The sequence below is a fragment of the Bacillus sp. TH30 genome (assembly GCF_016650875.1).
GTDB classification, from domain to species: Bacteria; Bacillota; Bacilli; order Bacillales; family Bacillaceae_G; genus Bacillus_A; species Bacillus_A mycoides.
Map to the genome: position 1 here is coordinate 5,087,568 of NZ_JAEKEY010000002.1, position 21,761 is coordinate 5,109,328.

Consider the following 21,761-nt stretch of genomic DNA (forward strand, 5'->3'; position numbering starts at 1 on the left):
TGAGTGATAAATTATGACAGTCAGCTCTTTCGAATTCTCATTAAAATTTGAGGTACGGAAAGATTAAGTAAATTAGAATCTTCCGTACATATAAAACGGAGGAGAAAATAAATGTTTAGTTATTATAGTACACTTTGTACGGAATTATATGATTTCACAAAACCTGTCGGTTACTCTTTGAATGGTGATATTGAATATTATCAAGATCGTTTAAAGAGTTGTAGAGGGAGAATTCTCGAAGCAGCAGTAGGATCGGGACGTGTCATTATTCCATTTCTTGAAGCTGGCTTTAAAGTTGATGGGATAGATTATTCGCCTGAAATGCTAGATTCTTGCCGTAAGCGTTGTAAAGAGAGAGGCTTAAACCCTAATTTATACCAAGGAAGCTTACAACAATTTTCATTACCATATAAATATGAGGCGATAATAATTCCTACCGGATCCTTTTGTTTAATTGAAAATCGTGATGATTCTATAAACGCTTTGAAATGTTTTTATGAACAACTTAATCCAGGTGGGCGTTTAATTGTAGACCTTGGACTTCCGTATGATTGGAAGACAGGTGAGATTCATACATCGACTTTTTCCTTACCAAGCGGAGACGGGATTACATTAGAAAATAAATCAATTGAAATAGATTGGCTTAACCAAGTAACTGTATCATATTTAAAATATGAAAAATGGAGTAAAGGAAAGTTAGTACAAACTGAACTACAACGTTTTGCAATGCGGTGGTATGGAATAGAAGAGTTTAAACTCCTTTTAGAAAGTATAGGTTTCACTGACATTACTTGCTCTGCTGACTATGTTTATGAAAAGCAACCGTCAAATGCAGAACAAATTATTACTTTTGAAGCTGTACGAAAGGAATAATATAGGAACTATTCATGAAAATAAGGCAATCGACACAACATCGACTGCCTTATTTTCAATTTTAGGATATGTTTTATTTCATTGTTTATAGAGAAAGATCGGAGGAAAACAAATGAAATTCATCTTAATATTTGGCCCGCAAGCAGTCGGGAAAATGACGGTCGGGCATGAGTTAGAAAAAATAACTGATTTAAAGCTATTTCATAATCATATGACGATTGATTTTGTTAGCTCGTTTTTTGATTACAGTACAAAGCGGAAGCACAACGGTTAGTAAGTTTGTTTCGTAATGAACTGTTTGAAGAAGTGTCTAAAAGTGATTTATACGGAATGATTTTTACATATGTATGGGCATTTGATCTTCAATCGGATTGGGATTACATAAACCATGTAGTAAGTATTTTTGAATCAAAAGGCGCAGCAGTATATTTTGTAGAGCTCGAGGCAGAATTAGATGAAAGATTAGAGCGAAATAAAAGTCCACATAGACTAGAGCATAAACCGAAAAAAGAGACATTGAATGGTCTGAAAAAAATTTAAAAGAAACGATGAAAAAACATAGATTAAATTCATTTCATGATGAAATTGAAAAAGAAGAGTACATAAAAATTAATAATACTCATTTGAGTGCTAAAGAAGTAGCTGTAATGATTAAGGAAAAATTCCGATTGTAAAATACTTAAATGCTGTTACGTTTTCATTGTCCAAGCATTCTCCTACTAACTACATATACTATTTATATTAAGGACGGTCACTAATTTATTGAGAAACCGTCATTTATATATAAATGACAACTTTGGAAGGAGGTAAGAAAAAATTGGAAAATGAACAGCCAGGAAGAATTGAAAATCAAGTGTATTCTAATCGAGTTGTAAGATCAGAATTTGATAAGCATTGGGAAACTTGTATTTCAAAAAGTGGTTATGTGATCTATGTAGCGACAAGTGATCATGCTGAAGTAATAGTACTTCTTTCAGATGGTTCAAGTAAATTGTTAATCTTCGAAAAAGGCGGAAAAGTAGTAGTGGGTGGTGGTGGAACAAGTCATTACAGCAAACCGCATATTGCAAGAAATATTTAATGTGAAAAATGTTAATCGAGAAGATGCTGGTAGCCTTATAACCTTTAATTTATATATAAAAATACAAATCATAAAGTAAGTTTTTTTAGATTCTGGCGTTTTTTGTAACAAAAATAAGATGAAAAAGATCTTTAACGTATAAAGGTCTTTTTTGTTTTATTATAGCAGGGATATACTGTATACATAAAAAAGTGTAGTGAAAAACAATCAGCCTTTCATGTACTATACATGAAAGGCTGATTGTTTTTATGTGTTGAAGGAGTCTTTTAGAAGAATTGTAGTTTTTAGATTGATAGTTAAAACTGTAACAGCTTATGTATAATTAATATCATTTTGTCAAATGAATGTCACATAAAAGTCTTATAGTGTATATAGAAAGTGAAACATATACAAAGCAGGAGATGAAATGATGAAAAAGGCACTACAATATATATTCATATTATTTACGTTAGTTACTTTAAGTTATGTAATTTATATTAACTATGAAAAGCAGAAAGAGATTAAAAATAATAAACAAGTAATTAGTGAAGTTGCAAAGAGGTATGATATTCCAGATTGGATACCATTATCTATTGCTGATCATGAAACAAAATTTGATCGAAAAGCGATAGGGGATAACGGAACATCTTTCGGATTATTCCAATTACATCGTGGTGGATTAGCACCAGCGCAATTATCGGAAGAGAGTTTAGTGGATTCGCGTATAAATACAACGATAGCAATTTCAAGTATGGTCAAATCGTATGAACGTGGTGTGAAAAAAGGACTGCAGGATTGGGAGTTGCTTAAATATGTTGCTAATACATCAGGGTGGCCAGGAAACTTAGGGAGAGAATGGACAGATAATAATACGAAATATAATAAAGGGCTAGAACAATCATATCAATTATATAAAAAAGAGAAGTAGATATAAAAAGGCATTTTCAATTTGGGGAAATGTCTTTTTTATGTTATAGTATAAAAGTGTTTTGGTGTTATGTTATTTCGATATATCTTCAAATTTGTTGTGTAGTATTTTTATATTAAATAATTACTAAAATCATTTTTTTATATAAGGAGTAAGAAGTAGGGATATGAAAAATATAGATTTTATACTAGAAAGTGATGAAACATTAAAACCGTCAGAACGATTAGTACTATTATTATTAGAGAAGCATAGAATGTTATATACGAACGATCTATTAGCTCTTTCAAATTTATCATATAAAACATTAACAGATTCACTAACAGCACTCGTTTTAAAGTCTTATGTTTTAAAGGATACAGGTAAGGGAAGAAGGCAGAATTGTTATAGATTAGTATGATAAGAGTACTGCTATAGATTCTTGCTATATATGTATTTTTCAAATGTAAGGATAAATTCCATTTTTATTTTCAAGTGATAAAAAACTATTAATTTAAGTAAATAGCCGGTTTTGAATATGTAAAGAGTTCATGGCTGCTAAATATATAATTTCATTTCATTTTTATTAATGTTTATTAGTTGTAAGTGAAAATGATATTTTTTTTAACAAATATAAAAATGAAATTCAAAAACAATCTACTCATTAGAGTCGGTTGTTTTTTTATTAGGATAGCGAATTATAAAAATAATATTATTATGTAAACTTAATTATTTAGAAAGGAACATGTGATTATTAATGGGATTTATTAAGGGGTACTTAATATTTGTATACATGGAGGTTCATTATGGAACAAATCATATCAATATCACAAGCAGTCATAAGAGGGGAAAAAGAAAAGGCAGTAGAAATCATTAATACGGATCCAAGTGTTGTTAACTCATTTAGTGAAGATGGATGGACACCGCTTCACTTAGCTGCTTATTTTGGGCAGAAAGAAATTGCAAGTTTCCTTTTAGAACAGGGAGCAGAAATACATATTAGAGCAAAAAACGAAAATGAAAATACACCTCTTCAAGCAGCAATTGCGAATAAGCAAAGCGAGCTTGTAGCTTTCTTAATTGAAAAGGGATCAGATGTGAATGCTGTGCAAAGTGGTGGCTGGACAGGACTTCATGAAGCGGCGTTATTAGGAAATGAAGAAATCATTATATTACTTCTTGAAAATGGTGCTAATAAAATGATTAAGAAAAATGATGGGAAAACCGCATATGATATTGCTTTAGAAAAAGGGTATGAATCCCTATTACATCATTTGCAAGAGGAAGTGAGCTTATGATTAGCCACTGGAATGTAGGGATTTTTCTTTTTAATGAAGTGGAAGTGTTAGATTTTGCGGGTCCATTTGAAGTTTTTTCCGTTACAGCAACAATTGAAGGTCAACTATTTACAGTTCATACTGTTAGTCAAGATGGAGAAATGATTACAGCGAGAAATGGATTAAAGGTACAACCGGACTATAGTATCGAAAACTTGCCTCCAGTTGATATTTTAATTATTCCTGGTGGGTTAGGTGTTAGAGAAAACGAAATGAAAAATAAAATAATAACAAATTGGATCCGCGAGCAAATGAAAGAAGTAAAGTTAATGACTTCTGTTTGTACCGGTGCGCTTTTACTTGCGAAAGCTGGATTACTCGATGGCTTCAAAGCGACAACACATTGGGCAAGTATTGAAAGTTTTAGAAATGATTTTCCGAATGTGGAAGTATTAGAGAATGTAAAGTTTGTAGATGAGGGGCATATTATTACGTCTGGAGGAATTTCAGCTGGAATTAATATGTCATTTCACATTGTGAGAAATTTGTTGGGTACTCGGGTTGCTGAAGAAACAGCGAAGAGGATGGAATATGATATAGATTTAAAATATTAAAAGTAAAACAAGACCAGCAGTTGGATATTTCCAGCTGCTGGTCTTGTTTTATATTGACTGAATATGCGCTAATTCCTCATCTGTAAGAATCGGACGGATAGACGAGTCTGCATTTTCTTTCGCTTGTTTTTCTGTTTTTGCGCCAGGAATTGCGACCGATACCGCTGGATGAGTGAGGACATAACGAAGTGCAAGTTGCCCTAAGGTTTGATTTTCATTTGAGAGTAATCGTAGTTTCTCTACTTTTTGTAAATCTTCTTGAAACCACTTTTCTTTTGGCCATTCTTTGCGTAAATCTCCGTCAAGAAAAGTTGTTTTATTTGTAAATTTTCCAGTTAATATCCCCATTTTTAAAGGGCCGCGTATAACAGCTCCTAAATTGTTCTCCTGTAGGTAGGGCAGTATGTCGTTTTCTGGTTTTCGGTTTAATATGTTGTAATCAAGTTGCACAACATCAATTTCATTGTTTTTATTGAAGTGTTTTATATATTGTATGTCGTGAGTTGAAACACCAACAGCTCTTACTTTTCCGTCCCGTTTTAATATTTCAAATGCTCGTAAAAATGCTTCTGTTTCTTCTTGTTTATCCCACCAAATGTGACAGAAATAAACATCAATATAATCTGTTTCTAGGCGCAGTAAGCTAGTTTCAAATACTGCGATCACTTTTTCTGCAGTATTATAAACAGGCTCTCCACTTGGATCATAGTGATGCCCAATTAAACCGCCTTTCGTTGATAAAACGATATTATTACGGTGCTCTCTTATCGCTTGAGTTACTAACCTTTCACTATGTCCTAATCCGTATACATCAGCAGTATCAATAAAGTTTACGCCACATTCAATTGCTTTCTTCATAGCGGTTATAGATTGTTTGTCGTTAACAGGACCCCATTCATCGCCGCCAATCGCCCACGCTCCAAAGCCAATTTCAGAAACAGTAATTCCAGTTTTACCTAATGTACGGTAGTGCATCATTTTTCCTCCTTGTAAGCATGTTATAACATCGGTATGCAAAACTAGAATTTATATGTGTAAAAATGTTTTCTACAATTGGGGAAAAAGAATAACATAAAATACTATTTTATAGCAGCATAAATAAAAATTCTCATTTTAAATACAGAGATGTCGTCGAACGCTATCTCTAATTGGTTAATTTGTGAGATTTTTTTGTGAAGGAGGTTATTTTATAAGAATAGAATTTAAGTTAGTAAGAGATCGTGCTTATGGTAGTGAGAAAATATGGGTTAGGGGGATTTGAAAATGAGGAAACTCAAAAGAGTCAATGTTCCTAATATACCAGAGCAACTATCACAGCCTAACGACAAGCGAACTATAAATAAGAAGAAGTTAAGGCGTTTTATTTTCATGTTCATTTTTATTGCTGCGACTACTTTGTACGTTCAATATATTTTAACGAAACAACAAGAAGTAATTAATGGCAAAAAAAATACAATAACAAATCAAAAGAAACAATTAGTTTCTTTAAAGAAAGATCAAGGTTCTTTAAAGACTAACATTGAGAATTTAACCGATAATGAAGAAGAGATTTTAAAGTTTGCTAGAAAAGAGTATCAATTTTCTAAGTCAAACGAAACAATATTCGTATTGCCAAAGTGAAGTGGTGGAACAGTTAGCGATAGCTAACTGTTTTTTGATGTATGAGGGAAAAGTTGTTTGTAGTGTGAATGTCATGGTACAAGGAGAAATGACATATTGTAAAAATGAGAAGTTTGAGCCAATTTTAATTGTTTTAAGAGATTTTCATAATTATGGAATATATGTCAAAATAAATATTGTTAAAATTCTGTCAATTGTATATAATACAAGGTAAGCGGATACATTTTTTAATCAACGTTGAGTTAACAGCTTATACGTCTGTTAAGAAAACCGTTATCCTCGTATAAGAAAGGAAGATAGCTGTGTACGCTTCAAATACAATTTACGTCGTAGGGGATGCGAAAGCACCTCAAAATAATCCCATTACCGAAAAGTTCAAAAGTTATTTTGTAGCATTTGTACTTGAGAAGGATACAGGGGAAATTGTAGATGCAGATTGCTCAGCCACAATTGCATTAACATCTCAATTTGTTAAATATTTATTTCTACATAAAAATATTAATGACCCAGCATTAGTAACAGAAATAAAAAATCGGTACTTCGGTTCGTCTCAAAAGGCGCTACTTGTAGCGCTAAAGGATGCACAGAAAAAATATAATCAGATCGCTGCTTTGTCTACCCATTCATAGACAAAATCCAGCCGTAAGAATCTTCTTATGGCTGGATTTTTTTGTTTCGCATTAACGGAAAAGCCACCCGGATATTAAAGTATCACTCTATAAACAATGAAAGGATGAACAAAATGAAAATTACCGATGTGAAGGTAAACCGCCGACATGTAAAGCTTCATACACCGTTTAAAACTGCGCTTCGCACTGTAACGGAAATCGAAAGTATAGATGTGTTTATTCATACAGATGAAGGGATTGTTGGAAAAGGAGCTGCTGCAGCAACACCGGTTATTACAGGTGATTTTGCCAACGGGATTGAGGAAGCAATATTAGGGCCAATTCGCTCCGTATTAGTTGATAAAGATGTGCTGCAATTTCAAACGTTATTGTTACACATTCAAATGAGCTGTATAGGAAATACAAGTGCGAAAGCGGCGGTAGATATGGCTTTATACGATGTATATTGTCGATTTCACAACATACCGTTATATGCATTGTTAGGTGGGAAGAAAGAGATTTATACTGATATTACAGTAAGTGTTGATGAGCCTTTATTAATGGCAAAAGAAGCGAAAAAGCATATTGAAAAGGGATTCCAAACATTAAAAATTAAGGTGGGTAAAGAGGCACATTTAGATTTAGAACGCATAGAGGCAATTCGAAATGTAGTACCAAAGAATACGACGTTACGTTTAGATGCAAATCAAGGATGGAAACCGAAAGAAGCGGTTTCTATTATTAGAGAAATGGAGAATAGAAATTTAAATATAGAATTTGTAGAACAACCAGTTCATGCGAAAGATTGGGAAGGATTAAAGTACGTGAAGGACAATGTACAAACGCCTATTATGGCAGATGAAAGTATGTTTTCGGCAAGAGACGCATTAAAGATTGTCCAAGGAGGATATGCAGACCTACTTAATATTAAATTAATGAAATGCGGTGGCATACGAGAAGCATGGAAAATTGCGGATATTGCGGAAGCAGCAGGTGTGAAATGTATGGTCGGAAGTATGATGGAATCTTCACTTTCAGTTAGCGCTGTTGCCCATTTAGCTGCGGCTCATCCGAATATTCATTACTTTGATCTTGATGCACCGTTATGGTTAGTAGAAGAGCCAGAAGGGATGACTTACACTGGTCCAAAGGTAAACCTGCATTCTATAGTGAATATACAATCTTAGAAGTAGTACCTAGTAAACTATCTTATAAGGGGGATATATATGAAAAAAGTAGGAACTGCATTTTTAACAACTTTATTTATATTTTCATCGTTTACTTCGGTGAATGCTGAAGAGAAGAAGGATAGTAAAGCATTTATAGATGTATCTGCTGCAACGTTATGGACTGCACCAGATTCATTACGACCAATTGATGCACCGAGTGCGACAAATCCAGTTGATTTATGGAAGTGGACGAAATCAATGACGCTAGATGAGAAGCTTTGGTTAACGAGTGCAAATAAATTAGAAACGCAAGCGCTACTCGGTCAAGAAGTAACGGTTGTTGATAAGAAAGGTGACTGGGTGAAAGTGTTAGTCCACGGTCAGCCAACACCGCGAAACGAAGTAGGTTACCCGGGATGGATGCCTGAAAAACAATTAACGTATAATCAGGAATTTGCAGATAAAACAAACGAAGCTTTTGTATTAGTAACGAAACCGACAGCAATTGTATATATTAACCCTTCTGAAAAACATAAATCGCTAGAAGTCAGTTATAATACGCGTTTACCGCTATTAAGTGAAGATACGATCTCATACCGCGTATTGTTGCCAAATGGTCAGAAGGCGTGGCTACGGAAAAATGATGGAACTGTTTACCATTCTCAAAATGATATTCCGACTCCAACCGCTGATGACTTAATAAACACCGGAAAAATGTTTTTAGGATTACCGTATATATGGGCTGGTACAAGTGGTTTTGGATTTGATTGCTCTGGATTTACACATACGATTTATAAATCGCACGGTATTACAATTCCACGCGATTCTGGTCCGCAATCAAAAGCTGGAGTTGCAGTTGATAAAGAAAATTTACAAAAAGGGGATTTAATCTTCTTCGCACATAATCAAGGAAAAGGTAGTGTTCATCACGTTGCTATGTATATTGGTGATGGAAATATGATTCACTCACCAAGAGCTGAAAAATCGGTAGAAATTATACCACTAAATACACCAGGATATATAGAAGAATACGCTGGTGCTCGTCGTTACTTACCTTAAAAAAGATAGGGGGGCTTTATATGAAAAAGGTTGTTCGCTACTCATTAGTTAGTACTCTACTTGTATCTTCATTTTTAGTTGGCTGCGCAAAAGAAAAAACAACGACAAAGCCAAAAGATGAGAAGAAAGTATTACAGTTACTAGAAACGGGTGAAATTCCGTCGTTAAATTCAGGGAAAGTAACAGATGCGGTATCGTTTAACGTTTTGAATAATGTAATGGAAGGATTATTCCGTTTATCGAAAAATGATGAAGTGATTGAGGCTGGAGCACAAAAATATGAAGTGAGTAAGGATGGAAAAACATATACATTCCACTTGCGTGATGCGAAATGGTCTAACGGAGATCCAGTAACAGCACAAGATTACGTATACGCTTGGAATCAGCTTATTAATCCGGATACTGCTTCTCAATATGCATATATCGCGTACGATGTGAAAAATGCGGAGAAGATAAATAAGAAACAATTAGGCTTAGAAGAATTAGGTGTGAAAGCAAAAGATGATAAAACGTTCGTTGTTGAGTTAGAACATCCAGTACCGTATTTTACGAAACTACTCATTTTACCATCTTTCTATCCAATTAATGAAAAATATGCGAAGGAGCAAGGTGATAAATACGGGTTAGAGGCAAATAAAGCGATATATAATGGGCCGTTTACATTATCAGAGTGGAAGCACGAAGCGAGCTTTACAATGAAGAAAAACGATAAATATTGGGATAAAAAAGAAGTGAAATTAGATGAAGTAAACTACCAAATTGTTAAAGAAATTTCAACTGCGGTAAATTTATATGAAACAGATAAGGTAGATAGAGCTGTCATTTCAACAGAATTCGTAGATAAATATAAAAATAATAAAGAGTTGAAACAATATACAGATCCGGTTATGTATTTCTTCCGTTTCAATGAAAATGTGCCGATTCTTAAAAATAAAAATGCACGTCTTGCGCTAAGTACAGTGTTTGATAAAAAGGGCTTGGCGACATCATTTTTAAATGACGGATCAGTTGCGGCGAACTACTACGTACCAAAAGGATTCTTAAAAGGACCAGATAAGAAAGATTTTAGAAGTACGGCAGGTGAGTTTAATAAGACTGATGTAAAACAAGCGAAAGAATATTGGGAAAAGGCGAAGCAAGAGACAGGCACAAATGAAGTGACGTTAGAGCTATTAAACTATGACTTAGAGAACTTTAAAAAAGTAGGAGAATATATTAAAGAACAGCTTGAGAAAAACTTACCAGGGCTAAAAGTAAATGTAAAATTACAACCACATACGCAAAAACTAGCGTTAGAGAAGAAAAAAGAATACGAAATGTCGTTATCACGTTGGTTACCTGATTATCCAGATCCAATGACATACTTAGAAGTTTTCCTTTCGGGAAGTACCGTAAATAATACAGGATATGCAAATCCAGAATACGACGCTTTAATTAAGAAGATTAAAACAGAGTTAGGTAATGATGAAAAAGCTCGTTGGAAAGCACTGCAAGATGCGGAAAAAGTGCTCCTTGATGATGCGGTAATTGCACCAGTATTCCAGCGCGGTCTTTCTTACTTACAAAAACCATATGTGAAAGAATTATATGTACATCAATTCGGTCCAGCTACAAGTTTAAAATGGGCAGATGTACAAAAATAAAGTGATGGAGAAACAGACTTCACGTATGTGATAGTCTGTTTTTTCTTAGTTAAAGCCAATGATAGTTCATGGTATAATTTACTAGTCTATAAACAGTATTAGGAGGGGCACTATGTCTGTATTTGTAAAGGGGAAAGTAATACATGCGAAAAGATTGGTGATGAGAAAACCGAATGTAGAAGATGTGGATCAATTGTATAACATATTGAAGAAAGAAGCGGTTGGTCAATGGCTTGCTAAATCAAGAGGTATGTCAATAAATGAAACTAAAGATTATATGAGTCAACTTATATTGCATTGGGAACAGTATGATTTTGGTGTATGGCTGTTATTCAAAAATGAAACAGGCCAGTTATTAGGACATTGTGGTTTAAGAAAGGTAAATGAAACAGGGGAAACAGAAATTATGTATCTCCTTGATCCAGAGTATTGGAGGAATGGATATGCGTCAGAAGCAGCAGAGGCTTCCATTCAATATGCAACAGAGACGATGAATTTAAAAAGAATAATTGCTAGGGTTAAAGTAGCTAATGAGAATTCGAAAAAACTTTTACGAAAGCTAGGCTTTACATATACTCAAGATGTTGATCATAGTGGGCGGTTATTATCATATTTTGAACTCAATACATCATCTGATGGATTATAGACATTTCACGTGTTTTTTCACTGCTTAAAAATAAAATTATTACTAAAATTCCAGTGTGAAATTTATGTAGAATCTTGTATAATTAACATGTTTCTTTGGAAACACTTTCTTGCTCTATAAGTATTTAACTTAATAGTGCAAAGAAAGGGAATACATACATGTAAATAATAGATAAATAGAATGGAACATGTATAGAGAAAAAGGAGAGAAATGATGACGTGTCAAAAACAAGGGTTACAATTTAATAGTACTAGAAAGAGGAATAGCAGATGAAGATGAAGCATGCTTTCGGACCAATTATTTTAGCCTGCGTACTTTTTTTCATTGTATTGCTTATTCCCTCTAAGAGTTTAGTATCACTAATAAGCGATAAAAAGGTAGAAGATGCAGCAACTTCCTTACAAAAAGAGAAATTACAAAGTGTTTTCTTGCAACAGAAAATGTTAGAGAATTCGCAGTATTTACCGATGTATGGTTCATCAGAGTTTTTACGAATGGATGCATATCATCCATCTAACTATTTTAAAGTAAATCCAGCAGGTTTTACCCCATTTTTAATAGGGACTGGTGGTACGCAAAGCTTGGCTCATATATTAAATATGACGTCTACAATGGATGAATTAGAAGGTAAAAAGGTAGTCTTTGTTCTTTCACCACAATGGTTTACAAAAACCGGTGTATCACAAGGGGATTTTACAAATAATTTCTCCAAACAACAAGCCTATCACTTTATTTTTAATGACGAAATAAAGCCTGAAATGAAGAAAAAAATCGCGAAACGTTTACTAGATTATAAAGTTGTTCGTAAGGATGCGATATTAAGTAGTTCGCTAGAAAGTATTGTATATAACGATACAAAACATAACATAAAAGCTGGACTAGCTAAACCGCTAGCGTATATGTACCGGAACATTTTAGATCATCGAGATTTATTTAACTCTCTATTTAAGATCGAACCGATGAAAGAGGAAACAAATATGGGATTACGTTCGCTTTCTTGGGAAGATGCACGTAAACATGCGGAACAAGAAGGTAAAGTAGGATCCACAACAAATACATTCGGAATTGAAAATCCATATTATTATAAACATAATTTAAAGAAAAAATTAAAAGGTTTAAAAAACTTTAGAGCAAATGAATCGTATGATGATTCACCAGAATATGATGACTTACAAATTGTTTTAGATCTTTTCAAAGAAAAAAATGTAAAACCACTCTTTATTTCTGTGCCTGTAAACGGACCATGGTATGATTACGCTGGTTTCCCAAAAGAGCGTCGTGATGTGTATTACAATAAGGTTCGCGATCAGGTTGAGAAAGCAGGATACCCAGTAGTCGATTTTTCTAGCCATGAATATGATAAGTATTTCTTAAAAGATACGATTCATTTAGGCTGGAAAGGATGGATCTATTTTGATGAAGCAGTGCAGAAGTTTTACTCTGAAAAATAATGCATAAACAATAGAAACAGGAATGGCAATAAAGCCGTTCCTGTTTTTTAGTAGAGAGGATTTTGGTGTGGGCAATTTGGAAAGGCGTGTATATCTTGAATTTGTCTAAAGTCATAATGTTTCATGGCGAACTGGGCTTGGTAAAGGTATTCGTAAACAAATAATTGATTATTTTGAACGCCGCATAAAACGCCGGAAGTTCCTTGCCCATTAATAAGAGAAACACCAACAGGGCGTCCGATTAAGTATGGTACTTTTTGCTGCCAATGCATAGGGAATCAATCCTTTTTGAGTTACTATACGTATTTTATGGTGGAATTGTTGCTTATCCATGTAAATCTTAGACTGGAGGGTTTTAATGAAATGTCTAGAAATCATTAATATGAATGAATTATTAGTGTGGAAGAGGAGTGCGTTATGGAGAAAGGAAGGATTCTGGAAGAAAAGTTAAATCTAATAGAATGGTGCCAAACATTGAATGGAATATCGGAGGATATATGGTTTCAACCATTTAAAAAAGGTTCATGGGCAATTGCGGATGTAATTTCACATTTTATTGTTTGGGATGAGTTTCTAATGAAGTATAGAATTTCATATTTTGTAAGCGGGAAATCTGTACATATCGTTCCAACAGATGTTGAGGAAATGAATAAGGGTGCAATAAAATATGCAAGGTCTGGTATTTCAAAAGAAGAACTAATAGATCAATTTAGCTTTACTCGTAAACAATTAGTAGACCAAATTGAGCGAATTCCTGCTCGGAATTTTAATAATGACTATCAATTTGGCACAAAAAAATTGAGGTTAAATAATTATTTTTCATCACTTATCGAGCATGACTTAAAGCATAAAAAAGAAATAATACAATTTCTAATACATGATCAAGCCGATAATAAAAACCGCTATAATTCTTAATGAATTTATAGCGGTTTTTATTATAATCTTAAGCAAGATTTTTACGTTTTTTTGTCCACTTTTTTATTACGAAATATAAAAGTATAAGTACAACGCCACCGATAGCGAACGATTTCACATACGGTCCAGCAATATCGTTAATATTCTCCCAATTTTCACCTAGTTTCTCACCTAAATAAATGAAAATGATAGACCAAGGGATGATCGCAAGTGCTGTTAATGTAGTGAAACGTAGTAATGGCATTTTTGTAATACCAGCAGGAATTGATATCGCATGACGAACGATAGGAATGAAACGTGCAGTGAAAATTACGCCAGTTCCGTAACGATTAAACCAATCTTCAGCAGCATCCATTTGTTTTTTATGTATGAAAATATACTTACCGTAACGTTCTAATACAGGGCGACCACCATATCGACCAATCCAGTAAACAAAGATTTGGGCAATAACACCACCAATTGTACCGAATATAACTGCGCCTACAAATGAGATACTACCATTGAATACTAAGTATCCCGCATAAGCAAGGACAATCTCACTTGGAATAATTTCAATCATAAGTCCAAGCATTATGCCCCAATAACCTAATCCCTCAAAAAATGTTAACACTGAATGAATAAAACTACTTAACATTGTTGCACCTTCTAATTTATGAATTTTGAATATAAGCCCCTTTACTTAACAATATAAAAGGTTCACTATATGTAGATTATACCTTATTTATATAGGGGATTGCCATTTCAATTCTTTTATGTCTCTCATAAGTATTATAGTAAAGGATATAAGCCATGTTTTCATGAAGAGATAATGAAAAGATTATTAAAAATTTCTCATATATTATTGAGAATAAAGGTGTCTATATAAAACTTTTTTAGTCTCCGAAAAAGTTCATGAAGGGCAATTTCGAATTTCATGTGAGCTTAATAGTACAAAAGATATATTGATATAAAAAAACAGGAGCAAATCTGCTCCTGTTTTTTAAGGTTTCACATCTAAATTTTGTAAAAATAATGTTGCTGTCACATATCGTTTCGCTAGCATTTGTACATAAGCGGTATGTACAGAAAGTGTGGCGATAATAATAGCGTTACGAATTGCTTCGCGTTGTTCGTTATTAATTTGATCGAACTTACTTGCTATTTTATCAGCTTTTTCTTTTACGATATTTTCGATCGTATGAACTGTATCTGTAGCATTTAGTTGTAAGCAATTCCCTTGATTCAGTTCTTCAAATAAAGAAGAATAAGCTACATATAAATGAAGAGGATTAATTAAATCATCACTTCGATCGGCCGGGTCATTTACGATGAGTCGTAATAGTTTGCGAATAGATTCAAAATCAAGCGCTGTTTTTAAATCTTCGACAATGAATAGTAATGCTGCTTGTTCGATTGAGTATTTTTTCCCTTTTTGAGGTGAGCCAATCATTTCTTTTATATCTCGTTTCACCCAGTTTTGCATAGCAGTTACAGAGAAACTCGTGTTTTCAATCTGATTGCCAAGCGCAACTATTTCATTTAAAGAAAAACCGACATCCGTATCGTCAATCTTAATCAATTTTTCAAAAATAGGTGAAAGTGCGGTTGTAATAAAAGCAGTAACGCTTTGTCCGCTTTCAATATCTTTTTTATGTGACTTTGCCCAAGCTTCTTGTAAAATGCTAAGAGGCTTCTTCGTATTCCATCCTCTTAGTGATAGAAGGAGCGTTGCCATTTCGTTTCGTGTGAGATGAAATGTTTCCATCTTTTCACCTCCAAAATTATAAAAAGTTCTTATGAACTTATAATATGTTTTGTTTCATTTAAAGTCAATTCCGTTTTGCTTAATTTTTCCTATGTCATGAAATTGTCGTAAGTAAATAATGCTTGCATATTTCGACAAAAGTTCATATAATAAGTTCATAAGAACCTTTAAAATGGTTTTAAAATAAATCTATCATTCTTAATTTACTAGAAAGGTAGATTTCACATATATCTATATAAAAGGAGAATGGATATAATATGTTGAAAAAACTTGTAGCAGTAATGACAGCATTCATGGTTATCTTTGGGGCTAGTAGCTTTATGTTCGTAAATCACGCGGAAGCGAAAAGTTACAAATCTGGTAAAAAATCATATACACCAAGTTCTGGTCAAAATTCAAAAGTTGATTTAAACAAAAAAGATTCTAATGTAAATTCACAAAAAACGACAACAGATTCAAAAACAAAAGCAACAAACACAGCACCAAAAAGTAATAAAGGTGGCTTTATGAAAGGCTTATTACTAGGTGGTCTTGGTGGTTTACTAATGGGTAGCTTATTTGCAAATATGGGAGCTCTTGGTTCTGTATTAGCGTTTATGGTAAATATGTTAGTAATGGCTGGTATTGTAATGTTAGCAGTTCGTGCATTTAAATACTTCAAGGATCAACGTAAGAAAAAGGCAGATGAAGTAGCATGGAAACAATAAAAATTTCTGAACAAGAGCTTATAAATGCGCTTTGTATATATATCGCTGAAAAAAGACAAGTTGGTCCAGAAGAAGTTTCAGTTGAACTAATGTATGATGATGACTACGGTTTCTCTGCAGAAGTAGAGGTAAATGGTCGCCAGCAAATTTTAATTCAAGCAAACTTAATCGAAGCACTACGCTTGTTGCTTGATCGAGAATACAACGTCAATTCATTTGCAGCAAGATTGCAACTTGAATTAGATGATGAAGAAGGCATCTACGCATTAGCGAAATTTAATAATAATGAACAATAAAACTGTTAGAGCTGTATGCTCTAACAGTTTTTTATTTGGATTAATATTGCTAGTATGTTTCTTCTTTTAGAATAAAATCCAGTATTTCAAGTGTCTTCAATTTAGTATTTGCATCATTTTATCTACCTAATTCAAAGTTGGCTATCCAAATAAAAAATATTTTTGACATAAAACGATTTTTATTTATCTATTCGACGAATTACGACAAATAAATCACAGCTATATTTGATATGATATTTCAGAAATCTTATATTTTATTATTCAAAGCGAGGTAGAAGAATGATGGTTTGAATTTAGCTGAATTTGCTCATAAGGCTTCTGGTAAAAAAGTATTTATATCAAGAATATTAGAAAAGTTCGAAAAAGGAGAACGGAACATGGAAATACAAACTTACAAGTATCCTAGACAAAAGATTAATGGGATTTGGCTAATAATTGCTGGAGTAGCAATGTTTTTACTTTTAATAAAACATAACGGCTATCCAAATGTTTGGCCTTTTATTATTGTTTATACATTAGGAATGATATGGCAATTGAACCCTAAAACTAGGAAGAAATTTGCAGTTGGTTCTGGAACATCGGAACAAAAAAAGTGGGCTAATTTTTCAATGATGCTTTTGGCTATTTTAGTTTTTCTCATTTTTCATTTTGTCGGCGATGATTATAGAAATTGCTGGCTATTAATTCTTTTAGCTGTAGGTATTCATTTCTTAATGTTTATTCCCGTACATGGAAAAATGATGTTTTTGCTGTCCGTTATTTTAATATTCAATTCATTCATAGGATTAATCATTACCAACGTAAATCTAGATGTATTTTTTGTAATAGATGGTTTAGTGAAAATTTTAGTTGGTGTAATTTTTATTAGGTTAAGTCCTATTGGTTTTTAAAATACAGTTGATTAATACATTAGAAAAGAAGGCGTAGTAATGATGTTTTTTATGTTAGCTATTAGTGTAGGATTAATATTTTTTGTTCATTATATAACGAAACAGATGTTTAAATACGAAGTAAATCACCTAAGTTCAAAAAAACGCTTTTTAATAAATCTTTTGCAATTTGTTAGATTTGCACCAGTAATTGCATTACTTGTAATATACATACTGGTTTTAACAACTTTGCACACGAAAACAGGTATTCGACTATCTCATGCATGGTATGCTGCGCAATTTTGGGCCTATTATACGTTTTTGTATTGTATTTATATGATAACTAGGAAAAAACTGCTTCTTTTTTCAATGGTTATATCCTTAATTATGGCCATTTATTACACTCCGTTGTTCCACTTTGAAAACCAATTTATAGGATTGTATGTAATTGTCGCTGATATTTGCGGAATTTTAATGTTTATAAATTTATGGATTTCGATATTGAAAGTTTTAGTCGGAATAAAAAATAGGTAATACCTTTGGTTCCTGTAATTGACGTAACAGAAATACTAGATGTAGTCCGAAAATTATAAAAAAGGCGGTGGAAATGAATCTACCACCTTTTTTATATGCTAGTATTTCACGCTTTCATTTGTTGATTTTCTTCAAATGATTGAAAATCACGCCAAATCTCATTCATCTTTTGTCTACCAACATCAACCATCGGATTAAACTGAATCGCAGCTTGTTGACGCACAGTGTGGACATTTTGAATTGCTTGTTGCAAGTGTTGTTCAACCGAATTGGATGTTTGAATTGCTTGCTTCACGATTGAATATCCAGCGACAGTACCTTGTGCCATTGCGATTTTACCACTTTCAATTCCGGTAATATTTCCAGCTACAAATAAACCTGGAAGAGGGGTTTCCATTTCTTCTGAATGAAGTGGAACATGTCCGCCTAATTCTGGAATGTAATGGAAAGGGCATCCTGCTACAGCGGCAAGCTCAGCAAGAGGATACAAAGCTCCGGCTATACAAACGAAGTCTGCCTCATATATCTTTTCTGATCCATTAATAATATTTCCCTTAGAATCAATGTTAGCAACACGAACACCTTCAACTTGTTCCGCTCCGATAATCTCAAGTGCAGCTTTACGAAGATGAAGCGGCGTCCCGTTTATTTTCATGCCGCTATTTGGATAAAATGTTAATCCAGCTTTTCGAATCCAATCATATTTCATAAAACGGCTACCTATACGTAGGAAGGGAGATGGGGCGAGGTGAGCCGCATTTAAGAGTGAGTTTAAAACTTCTTCTGGTTCACCGGCCTTTTGGCTTAATTCGCTTTTTTCAGGGAGTACAATATGATCCACTGTGATTCCAGCTAATTGCAATTCGTTTAAAATGGCGAATGACAAAATATTAGCACCGATAATGATTCCTTTTTTACCAACTTGAACGCGGTGAACATTTGTCATAACTTGAGCTGCTCCAATTGACATAACTCCTGGAAGTGTCCAGCCAGGAAGGGGAATGGAATACTCAGCAGCCCCAGTAGCAATTAGTACGAACGGTGCTTCTAACGTACCGATATTTGTATGCACGAACCAACAACTCTCATCTTTATCTAAATTATAGACGGAAACACCGCACCGAATATCGACTGAAAGAGATTTTGCTTCTTCGTGAAGACGTTTTGATTCTTCTATTCCGTTCCACCATTCCCCAGTAGGCTCTTGATGCAACTGTCCTAACAATCTCCCGCCCGGCTTCATAAATTCATCAATAACAAGTACGTTAAGTCCAAAACGCGCACAAGAGATGGAAGCTGATAATCCTGCTGGTCCTGCACCAATAATAATTACATCGATCATCGCTTTTTCACCATCGCTCTCACGATATTTGGATGCTGTTTTCCGCTGTCAACAACCATATCGTTTTCAACTACAGTTAAGCAAGCTCGTACATTCGTTTGATTGTTTACAGTCACGCGGCATTCAGAACAATGCCCGATATTACAATAAATACCTCGCGGAGTTCCGCTATCTTCATGCACTCTTAACGTTCTTATTCCGTTTGCAAGTAGAGCGGCCGCTATCGTTTCATGTCCATATGCTTCATATTGTTGACCATTAAATTGAAAATTGATACGCTGACTACTATTTAAACTACCTAAAATAGGGTGATGTGTAATTCTACTCATTGATTGTCACCTACCGCTCCAAAAGTAACTGCACGCACTGGCGGTTGATATTTTAATGGAATTTCATTTTGGGATATGTTAGGATTCGCATTTTCTACCATTCGTTCTATCGTCATTCTACATGTTCTACCGCCGCAAAAACCCATACCAGCACGTGTTCTTAGTTTTAGCTCACGAGCTGAGCAATTATATTCAGCAATTGTCGATTGAAGTTGTCCGTATGTAACTTCTTCACAACGACAAACAATTAAGTTCTCTTTATTCGTCATATGTATTCCTCCTCTAGTTCGGTTTGCACAAATTATTATGCAAAAACTATGCCAATATAGAGGAGGAGAGGGATTATTGTAACCCCAGTCTTTTTAAACGGTTATATAAAGTGGCCCTCGTTACGCCAAGTTGTTTCGCACATTCTAATTTATTACCATCTAAAATGCGTAAAGCTCTTTCAATTATCTTTTTCTCATGCTCATCCATCTCTTCTTGTAAAGAAAGAATCGTGTTATTGTTGCTGAGTAATAGGGAATGAGATGTTTCGTTCTCTAAAGTATCATTTGTATGAAACGGTAAATATTCTTGTTTTATAATGCCGTCTGTCGCAAATACGACGAGTCTTTCAACTACGTTTCGGAGCTCGCGAATATTACCAGGCCAATTGTAATGAAGCAGTTCATGCATAATATTTGAAGGTAAGTCGCGAATAGGCCTGTTATAGTTTATTGAAAAATCGTTTAAGAAGGAATAGGTTAATTCGATAATATCCTCTCGTCTTTCGCGCAGCGGTGGAATAAGCAAGCTAACTACATTTAAGCGATAGTATAAATCTTCTCGGAAAGTTCCTTTTCTCATTTCTTCTTGTAAATCACGATTTGTAGCAGTGATAATGCGGAAATCGATATGTATTTCTTTTTCTCCACCAACTCGGTAATACTTTCGTTCTTGCAGTACACGTAAAAGCTTCACTTGCATATCGAGCGGCATTTCACCTATTTCATCGAGGAACAAAGTACCGCCTTGTGCGAGCTCTATTTTACCTTTCTTACCTTTACTATTTGCACCAGAAAACGCCCCGCGCTCGTAACCAAATAATTCACTTTCAAATAACGCTTCTGGGATTGCGCCGCAGTTAATTGAAATGAAAGGGGCATTTGCTGTCTCACTTGCTTCATGAATTGCTTTCGCAAACACTTCTTTTCCAACTCCGCTTTCTCCGAGTATTAAAACCGTGGATTTCACTGAACAAACCTTTCTAGCTAATTGAATCGTTCTTTGTATAACAGGGCTTTTTCCATTCATCGCAAGGAAAGGATCGGATGTATCTTTATATTTTGCTACTTCTTGTTCTAAACGGTGCATTTCATGCGACATATTAAATAGTTTTTCATTTAATACGACTTGATTTGTAACATCCGTTTCTGAAACGACTGCTCCAATAATTTTATCGTTGCAATAAACTGGGTTTGAATTAATTAATACGAACAAATCTGGACGTGGCTGATGGAACTGAGCAATTATGCTTTTTCCGTCATGTAATGATTGCAGAATTTCTAAATCTTTATAATCAAAAAAACGGGTGATGGGTTGTCCGATAATTTCATTATGGTTCACTGAAAAAATCTTTTCAGCGCCATCTGTCCAAGTACGAACGCATTCTTTATCGTCGATGACTGTAACAGAAGAATCAGTCGTTTGAATGACAGTGTTATAAAAAGCTAGCAGATCATTGTAAGACTTATAAAGAAATGGAATCATTTGTTGAGCAGTTACACAGCATATAGGATCTAGATTTTCGTTCACAATTACAACTGCCGAATTGTTAGAAAAAGCTTCGATTAACGTAGTGAAAGAGTCCTCTTCATAAATAACTGCGCAACTACATTCTTCAGTAGATGAAGGAAGGTAATAAAAATTTTTACCTTCCTGTTTCATGTGCTGAATGGTGCTTGTACGATCAATTGATAAAATTTTTATAAACTCTTTTATTGTTGGAAATGAAAATGTCATAGTGTCCTCCTGGTATGTATAAAAATTTAGACAGTGATAAAGAAATAATACACCTATTTACGATAAATTTAAAATATTTTTACAAATAAAAATTATT

At 34.0% G+C, this 21,761-nt stretch carries 27 protein-coding genes and 1 pseudogene; 20 read left to right on the forward strand and 8 right to left on the reverse strand.

The features are described 5' to 3' along the window. Nucleotides 1-111: 111 nt before the first annotated feature. The 7 genes and pseudogenes from JFU20_RS28225 to JFU20_RS28260 all read left to right on the forward strand — a co-directional run bounded on the left by JFU20_RS28225 (nt 112) and on the right by JFU20_RS28260 (nt 4,728). On the forward strand, nt 112-873 hold the full coding sequence (locus JFU20_RS28225; RefSeq protein WP_002165612.1) for a class I SAM-dependent methyltransferase: 762 nt from the start codon (nt 112-114) through the stop codon (nt 871-873). Nucleotides 874-985: 112 nt separating this feature from the next. Then, nucleotides 986-1,547 (forward strand): annotated as a pseudogene (locus tag JFU20_RS28235) (AAA family ATPase). 143 nt (nt 1,548-1,690) lie between these two features. Next, entirely contained in the window at nt 1,691-1,954 is a 264-nt protein-coding gene (locus JFU20_RS28240; protein ID WP_002127785.1) for a hypothetical protein, read from the forward strand. 406 nt (nt 1,955-2,360) lie between these two features. Beyond that, nucleotides 2,361-2,861, forward strand: a complete 501-nt coding sequence (locus JFU20_RS28245) for an invasion protein (protein ID WP_201039169.1) — start codon at nt 2,361-2,363, stop codon at nt 2,859-2,861. Nucleotides 2,862-3,027: 166 nt separating this feature from the next. Then, nucleotides 3,028-3,258, forward strand: a complete 231-nt coding sequence (locus JFU20_RS28250) for a hypothetical protein (protein WP_000789035.1) — start codon at nt 3,028-3,030, stop codon at nt 3,256-3,258. A 385-nt stretch (nt 3,259-3,643) separates the two neighbouring features. Further along, nucleotides 3,644-4,135, forward strand: a complete 492-nt coding sequence (locus tag JFU20_RS28255) for an ankyrin repeat domain-containing protein (protein ID WP_002165613.1) — start codon at nt 3,644-3,646, stop codon at nt 4,133-4,135. Further along, nucleotides 4,132-4,728: a DJ-1/PfpI family protein gene (locus JFU20_RS28260; RefSeq protein WP_002165614.1), complete on the forward strand. Its 597-nt coding sequence runs from the start codon at nt 4,132-4,134 to the stop codon at nt 4,726-4,728. The genes JFU20_RS28255 and JFU20_RS28260 overlap by 4 nt, the downstream gene beginning before the upstream one ends. 48 nt (nt 4,729-4,776) lie before the next feature. On the opposite strand, the gene JFU20_RS28265 is transcribed toward JFU20_RS28260, so the two are convergent. Beyond that, nucleotides 4,777-5,703: an aldo/keto reductase gene (locus tag JFU20_RS28265; protein ID WP_002127781.1), complete on the reverse strand. Its 927-nt coding sequence runs from the start codon at nt 5,701-5,703 to the stop codon at nt 4,777-4,779. A 288-nt stretch (nt 5,704-5,991) separates the two neighbouring features. Here JFU20_RS28265 and JFU20_RS28270 point away from each other — a divergent pair, with 288 nt between their 5' ends. The 8 genes from JFU20_RS28270 to dltD all read left to right on the forward strand — a co-directional run bounded on the left by JFU20_RS28270 (nt 5,992) and on the right by dltD (nt 12,924). Beyond that, complete coding sequence (locus JFU20_RS28270) at nt 5,992-6,348, forward strand: FtsB family cell division protein (RefSeq protein WP_002085024.1); 357 nt, start codon at nt 5,992-5,994, stop codon at nt 6,346-6,348. Further along, complete coding sequence (locus JFU20_RS28275) at nt 6,287-6,562, forward strand: hypothetical protein (RefSeq protein ID WP_002127780.1); 276 nt, start codon at nt 6,287-6,289, stop codon at nt 6,560-6,562. Before JFU20_RS28270 ends, JFU20_RS28275 begins: the two co-directional genes overlap by 62 nt. Before the next feature lie 88 nt (nt 6,563-6,650). Continuing rightward, a complete protein-coding gene (locus tag JFU20_RS28280) occupies nt 6,651-6,977 on the forward strand; it encodes a DUF3870 domain-containing protein (RefSeq protein ID WP_002012954.1) in 327 nt (108 codons plus the stop codon). Between the two features lie 104 nt (nt 6,978-7,081). Then, entirely contained in the window at nt 7,082-8,143 is a 1,062-nt protein-coding gene (locus tag JFU20_RS28285) for a dipeptide epimerase (RefSeq protein ID WP_176126856.1), read from the forward strand. Between the two features lie 39 nt (nt 8,144-8,182). After that, entirely contained in the window at nt 8,183-9,184 is a 1,002-nt protein-coding gene (locus tag JFU20_RS28290) for a C40 family peptidase (RefSeq protein ID WP_002165616.1), read from the forward strand. Between the two features lie 20 nt (nt 9,185-9,204). Further along, nucleotides 9,205-10,827, forward strand: a complete 1,623-nt coding sequence (locus tag JFU20_RS28295) for a peptide ABC transporter substrate-binding protein (RefSeq protein ID WP_201039170.1) — start codon at nt 9,205-9,207, stop codon at nt 10,825-10,827. 112 nt (nt 10,828-10,939) lie between these two features. Beyond that, nucleotides 10,940-11,473, forward strand: coding sequence for a GNAT family N-acetyltransferase (locus tag JFU20_RS28300; RefSeq protein ID WP_002012959.1), 534 nt, complete (start codon nt 10,940-10,942; stop codon nt 11,471-11,473). 269 nt (nt 11,474-11,742) lie between these two features. Continuing rightward, a complete protein-coding gene (dltD, locus tag JFU20_RS28305) occupies nt 11,743-12,924 on the forward strand; it encodes a D-alanyl-lipoteichoic acid biosynthesis protein DltD (RefSeq protein WP_002012960.1) in 1,182 nt (393 codons plus the stop codon). Nucleotides 12,925-12,971: 47 nt separating this feature from the next. Here the strand turns inward: dltD and JFU20_RS28310 are convergent, their stop codons facing one another. After that, nucleotides 12,972-13,196: a hypothetical protein gene (locus JFU20_RS28310; protein ID WP_002032598.1), complete on the reverse strand. Its 225-nt coding sequence runs from the start codon at nt 13,194-13,196 to the stop codon at nt 12,972-12,974. A gap of 145 nt (nt 13,197-13,341) precedes the next feature. Between JFU20_RS28310 and JFU20_RS28315 the strand changes: the two genes are divergently transcribed. Then, complete coding sequence (locus JFU20_RS28315) at nt 13,342-13,839, forward strand: DinB family protein (RefSeq protein ID WP_002165617.1); 498 nt, start codon at nt 13,342-13,344, stop codon at nt 13,837-13,839. A gap of 28 nt (nt 13,840-13,867) precedes the next feature. On the opposite strand, the gene uptA is transcribed toward JFU20_RS28315, so the two are convergent. Then, nucleotides 13,868-14,473 carry an undecaprenyl phosphate transporter UptA gene (gene uptA, locus JFU20_RS28320; RefSeq protein ID WP_002032601.1) on the reverse strand — a complete coding sequence of 202 codons (606 nt, stop codon included), beginning with the start codon at nt 14,471-14,473 and terminating at the stop codon, nt 13,868-13,870. 345 nt (nt 14,474-14,818) lie between these two features. After that, nucleotides 14,819-15,583, reverse strand: coding sequence for a DUF1836 domain-containing protein (locus tag JFU20_RS28325; protein ID WP_002165618.1), 765 nt, complete (start codon nt 15,581-15,583; stop codon nt 14,819-14,821). Between the two features lie 257 nt (nt 15,584-15,840). On the opposite strand from JFU20_RS28325, the gene JFU20_RS28330 reads away from it, so the two are divergent. From JFU20_RS28330 to JFU20_RS28345, 4 genes are all read left to right on the forward strand, one after another. Continuing rightward, nucleotides 15,841-16,290 (forward strand): hypothetical protein, encoded by a 450-nt coding sequence (locus JFU20_RS28330; RefSeq protein WP_002012966.1) that lies wholly within the window; start codon nt 15,841-15,843, stop codon nt 16,288-16,290. Then, nucleotides 16,278-16,586 carry a YxcD family protein gene (locus JFU20_RS28335; RefSeq protein ID WP_002165619.1) on the forward strand — a complete coding sequence of 103 codons (309 nt, stop codon included), beginning with the start codon at nt 16,278-16,280 and terminating at the stop codon, nt 16,584-16,586. Before JFU20_RS28330 ends, JFU20_RS28335 begins: the two co-directional genes overlap by 13 nt. A 377-nt stretch (nt 16,587-16,963) precedes the next feature. Further along, entirely contained in the window at nt 16,964-17,476 is a 513-nt protein-coding gene (locus JFU20_RS28340) for a DUF6609 family protein (RefSeq protein WP_002165620.1), read from the forward strand. A 39-nt stretch (nt 17,477-17,515) separates the two neighbouring features. Further along, the gene (locus JFU20_RS28345; RefSeq protein ID WP_201039171.1) at nt 17,516-17,989 is read left to right on the forward strand and encodes a hypothetical protein; all 474 of its coding nucleotides are present in this window, start codon (nt 17,516-17,518) and stop codon (nt 17,987-17,989) included. A gap of 106 nt (nt 17,990-18,095) precedes the next feature. Here JFU20_RS28345 and JFU20_RS28350 read toward each other — a convergent pair whose 3' ends face one another. The 4 genes from JFU20_RS28350 to JFU20_RS28365 form a co-directional block, all read right to left on the reverse strand. Next, nucleotides 18,096-19,331: an NAD(P)/FAD-dependent oxidoreductase gene (locus tag JFU20_RS28350; RefSeq protein ID WP_002012971.1), complete on the reverse strand. Its 1,236-nt coding sequence runs from the start codon at nt 19,329-19,331 to the stop codon at nt 18,096-18,098. Next, the gene (locus tag JFU20_RS28355; RefSeq protein ID WP_002165621.1) at nt 19,328-19,660 is read right to left on the reverse strand and encodes a (2Fe-2S)-binding protein; all 333 of its coding nucleotides are present in this window, start codon (nt 19,658-19,660) and stop codon (nt 19,328-19,330) included. Before JFU20_RS28355 ends, JFU20_RS28350 begins: the two co-directional genes overlap by 4 nt. Further along, a complete protein-coding gene (locus JFU20_RS28360) occupies nt 19,657-19,929 on the reverse strand; it encodes a (2Fe-2S)-binding protein (protein WP_002012972.1) in 273 nt (90 codons plus the stop codon). Before JFU20_RS28360 ends, JFU20_RS28355 begins: the two co-directional genes overlap by 4 nt. 73 nt (nt 19,930-20,002) lie before the next feature. Then, on the reverse strand, nt 20,003-21,664 hold the full coding sequence (locus JFU20_RS28365; protein WP_002012974.1) for a sigma-54 interaction domain-containing protein: 1,662 nt from the start codon (nt 21,662-21,664) through the stop codon (nt 20,003-20,005). Nucleotides 21,665-21,761 lie beyond the last annotated feature (97 nt).

Excerpts from the sequence above, each read along its gene's own strand:
- JFU20_RS28225 (WP_002165612.1), top strand. The coding sequence starts at position 112 with ATGTTTAGTTATTATAGTACACTTTGTACGGAATTATATGATTTCACA.
- JFU20_RS28245 (WP_201039169.1), top strand. The coding sequence starts at position 2,361 with ATGATGAAAAAGGCACTACAATATATATTCATATTATTTACGTTAGTT.
- JFU20_RS28250 (WP_000789035.1), top strand. The coding sequence starts at position 3,028 with ATGAAAAATATAGATTTTATACTAGAAAGTGATGAAACATTAAAACCG.
- JFU20_RS28255 (WP_002165613.1), top strand. The coding sequence starts at position 3,644 with ATGGAACAAATCATATCAATATCACAAGCAGTCATAAGAGGGGAAAAA.
- JFU20_RS28260 (WP_002165614.1), top strand. The coding sequence starts at position 4,132 with ATGATTAGCCACTGGAATGTAGGGATTTTTCTTTTTAATGAAGTGGAA.
- JFU20_RS28265 (WP_002127781.1), bottom strand. The coding sequence starts at position 5,703 with ATGCACTACCGTACATTAGGTAAAACTGGAATTACTGTTTCTGAAATT.
- JFU20_RS28270 (WP_002085024.1), top strand. The coding sequence starts at position 5,992 with ATGAGGAAACTCAAAAGAGTCAATGTTCCTAATATACCAGAGCAACTA.
- JFU20_RS28285 (WP_176126856.1), top strand. The coding sequence starts at position 7,082 with ATGAACAAAATGAAAATTACCGATGTGAAGGTAAACCGCCGACATGTA.
- JFU20_RS28290 (WP_002165616.1), top strand. The coding sequence starts at position 8,183 with ATGAAAAAAGTAGGAACTGCATTTTTAACAACTTTATTTATATTTTCA.
- JFU20_RS28295 (WP_201039170.1), top strand. The coding sequence starts at position 9,205 with ATGAAAAAGGTTGTTCGCTACTCATTAGTTAGTACTCTACTTGTATCT.
- JFU20_RS28300 (WP_002012959.1), top strand. The coding sequence starts at position 10,940 with ATGTCTGTATTTGTAAAGGGGAAAGTAATACATGCGAAAAGATTGGTG.
- dltD (WP_002012960.1), top strand. The coding sequence starts at position 11,743 with ATGAAGATGAAGCATGCTTTCGGACCAATTATTTTAGCCTGCGTACTT.
- JFU20_RS28310 (WP_002032598.1), bottom strand. The coding sequence starts at position 13,196 with ATGCATTGGCAGCAAAAAGTACCATACTTAATCGGACGCCCTGTTGGT.
- JFU20_RS28315 (WP_002165617.1), top strand. The coding sequence starts at position 13,342 with ATGGAGAAAGGAAGGATTCTGGAAGAAAAGTTAAATCTAATAGAATGG.
- uptA (WP_002032601.1), bottom strand. The coding sequence starts at position 14,473 with ATGTTAAGTAGTTTTATTCATTCAGTGTTAACATTTTTTGAGGGATTA.
- JFU20_RS28325 (WP_002165618.1), bottom strand. The coding sequence starts at position 15,583 with ATGGAAACATTTCATCTCACACGAAACGAAATGGCAACGCTCCTTCTA.
- JFU20_RS28330 (WP_002012966.1), top strand. The coding sequence starts at position 15,841 with ATGTTGAAAAAACTTGTAGCAGTAATGACAGCATTCATGGTTATCTTT.
- JFU20_RS28335 (WP_002165619.1), top strand. The coding sequence starts at position 16,278 with ATGGAAACAATAAAAATTTCTGAACAAGAGCTTATAAATGCGCTTTGT.
- JFU20_RS28340 (WP_002165620.1), top strand. The coding sequence starts at position 16,964 with ATGGAAATACAAACTTACAAGTATCCTAGACAAAAGATTAATGGGATT.
- JFU20_RS28345 (WP_201039171.1), top strand. The coding sequence starts at position 17,516 with ATGATGTTTTTTATGTTAGCTATTAGTGTAGGATTAATATTTTTTGTT.
- JFU20_RS28350 (WP_002012971.1), bottom strand. The coding sequence starts at position 19,331 with ATGATCGATGTAATTATTATTGGTGCAGGACCAGCAGGATTATCAGCT.
- JFU20_RS28355 (WP_002165621.1), bottom strand. The coding sequence starts at position 19,660 with ATGAGTAGAATTACACATCACCCTATTTTAGGTAGTTTAAATAGTAGT.
- JFU20_RS28360 (WP_002012972.1), bottom strand. The coding sequence starts at position 19,929 with ATGACGAATAAAGAGAACTTAATTGTTTGTCGTTGTGAAGAAGTTACA.
- JFU20_RS28365 (WP_002012974.1), bottom strand. The coding sequence starts at position 21,664 with ATGACATTTTCATTTCCAACAATAAAAGAGTTTATAAAAATTTTATCA.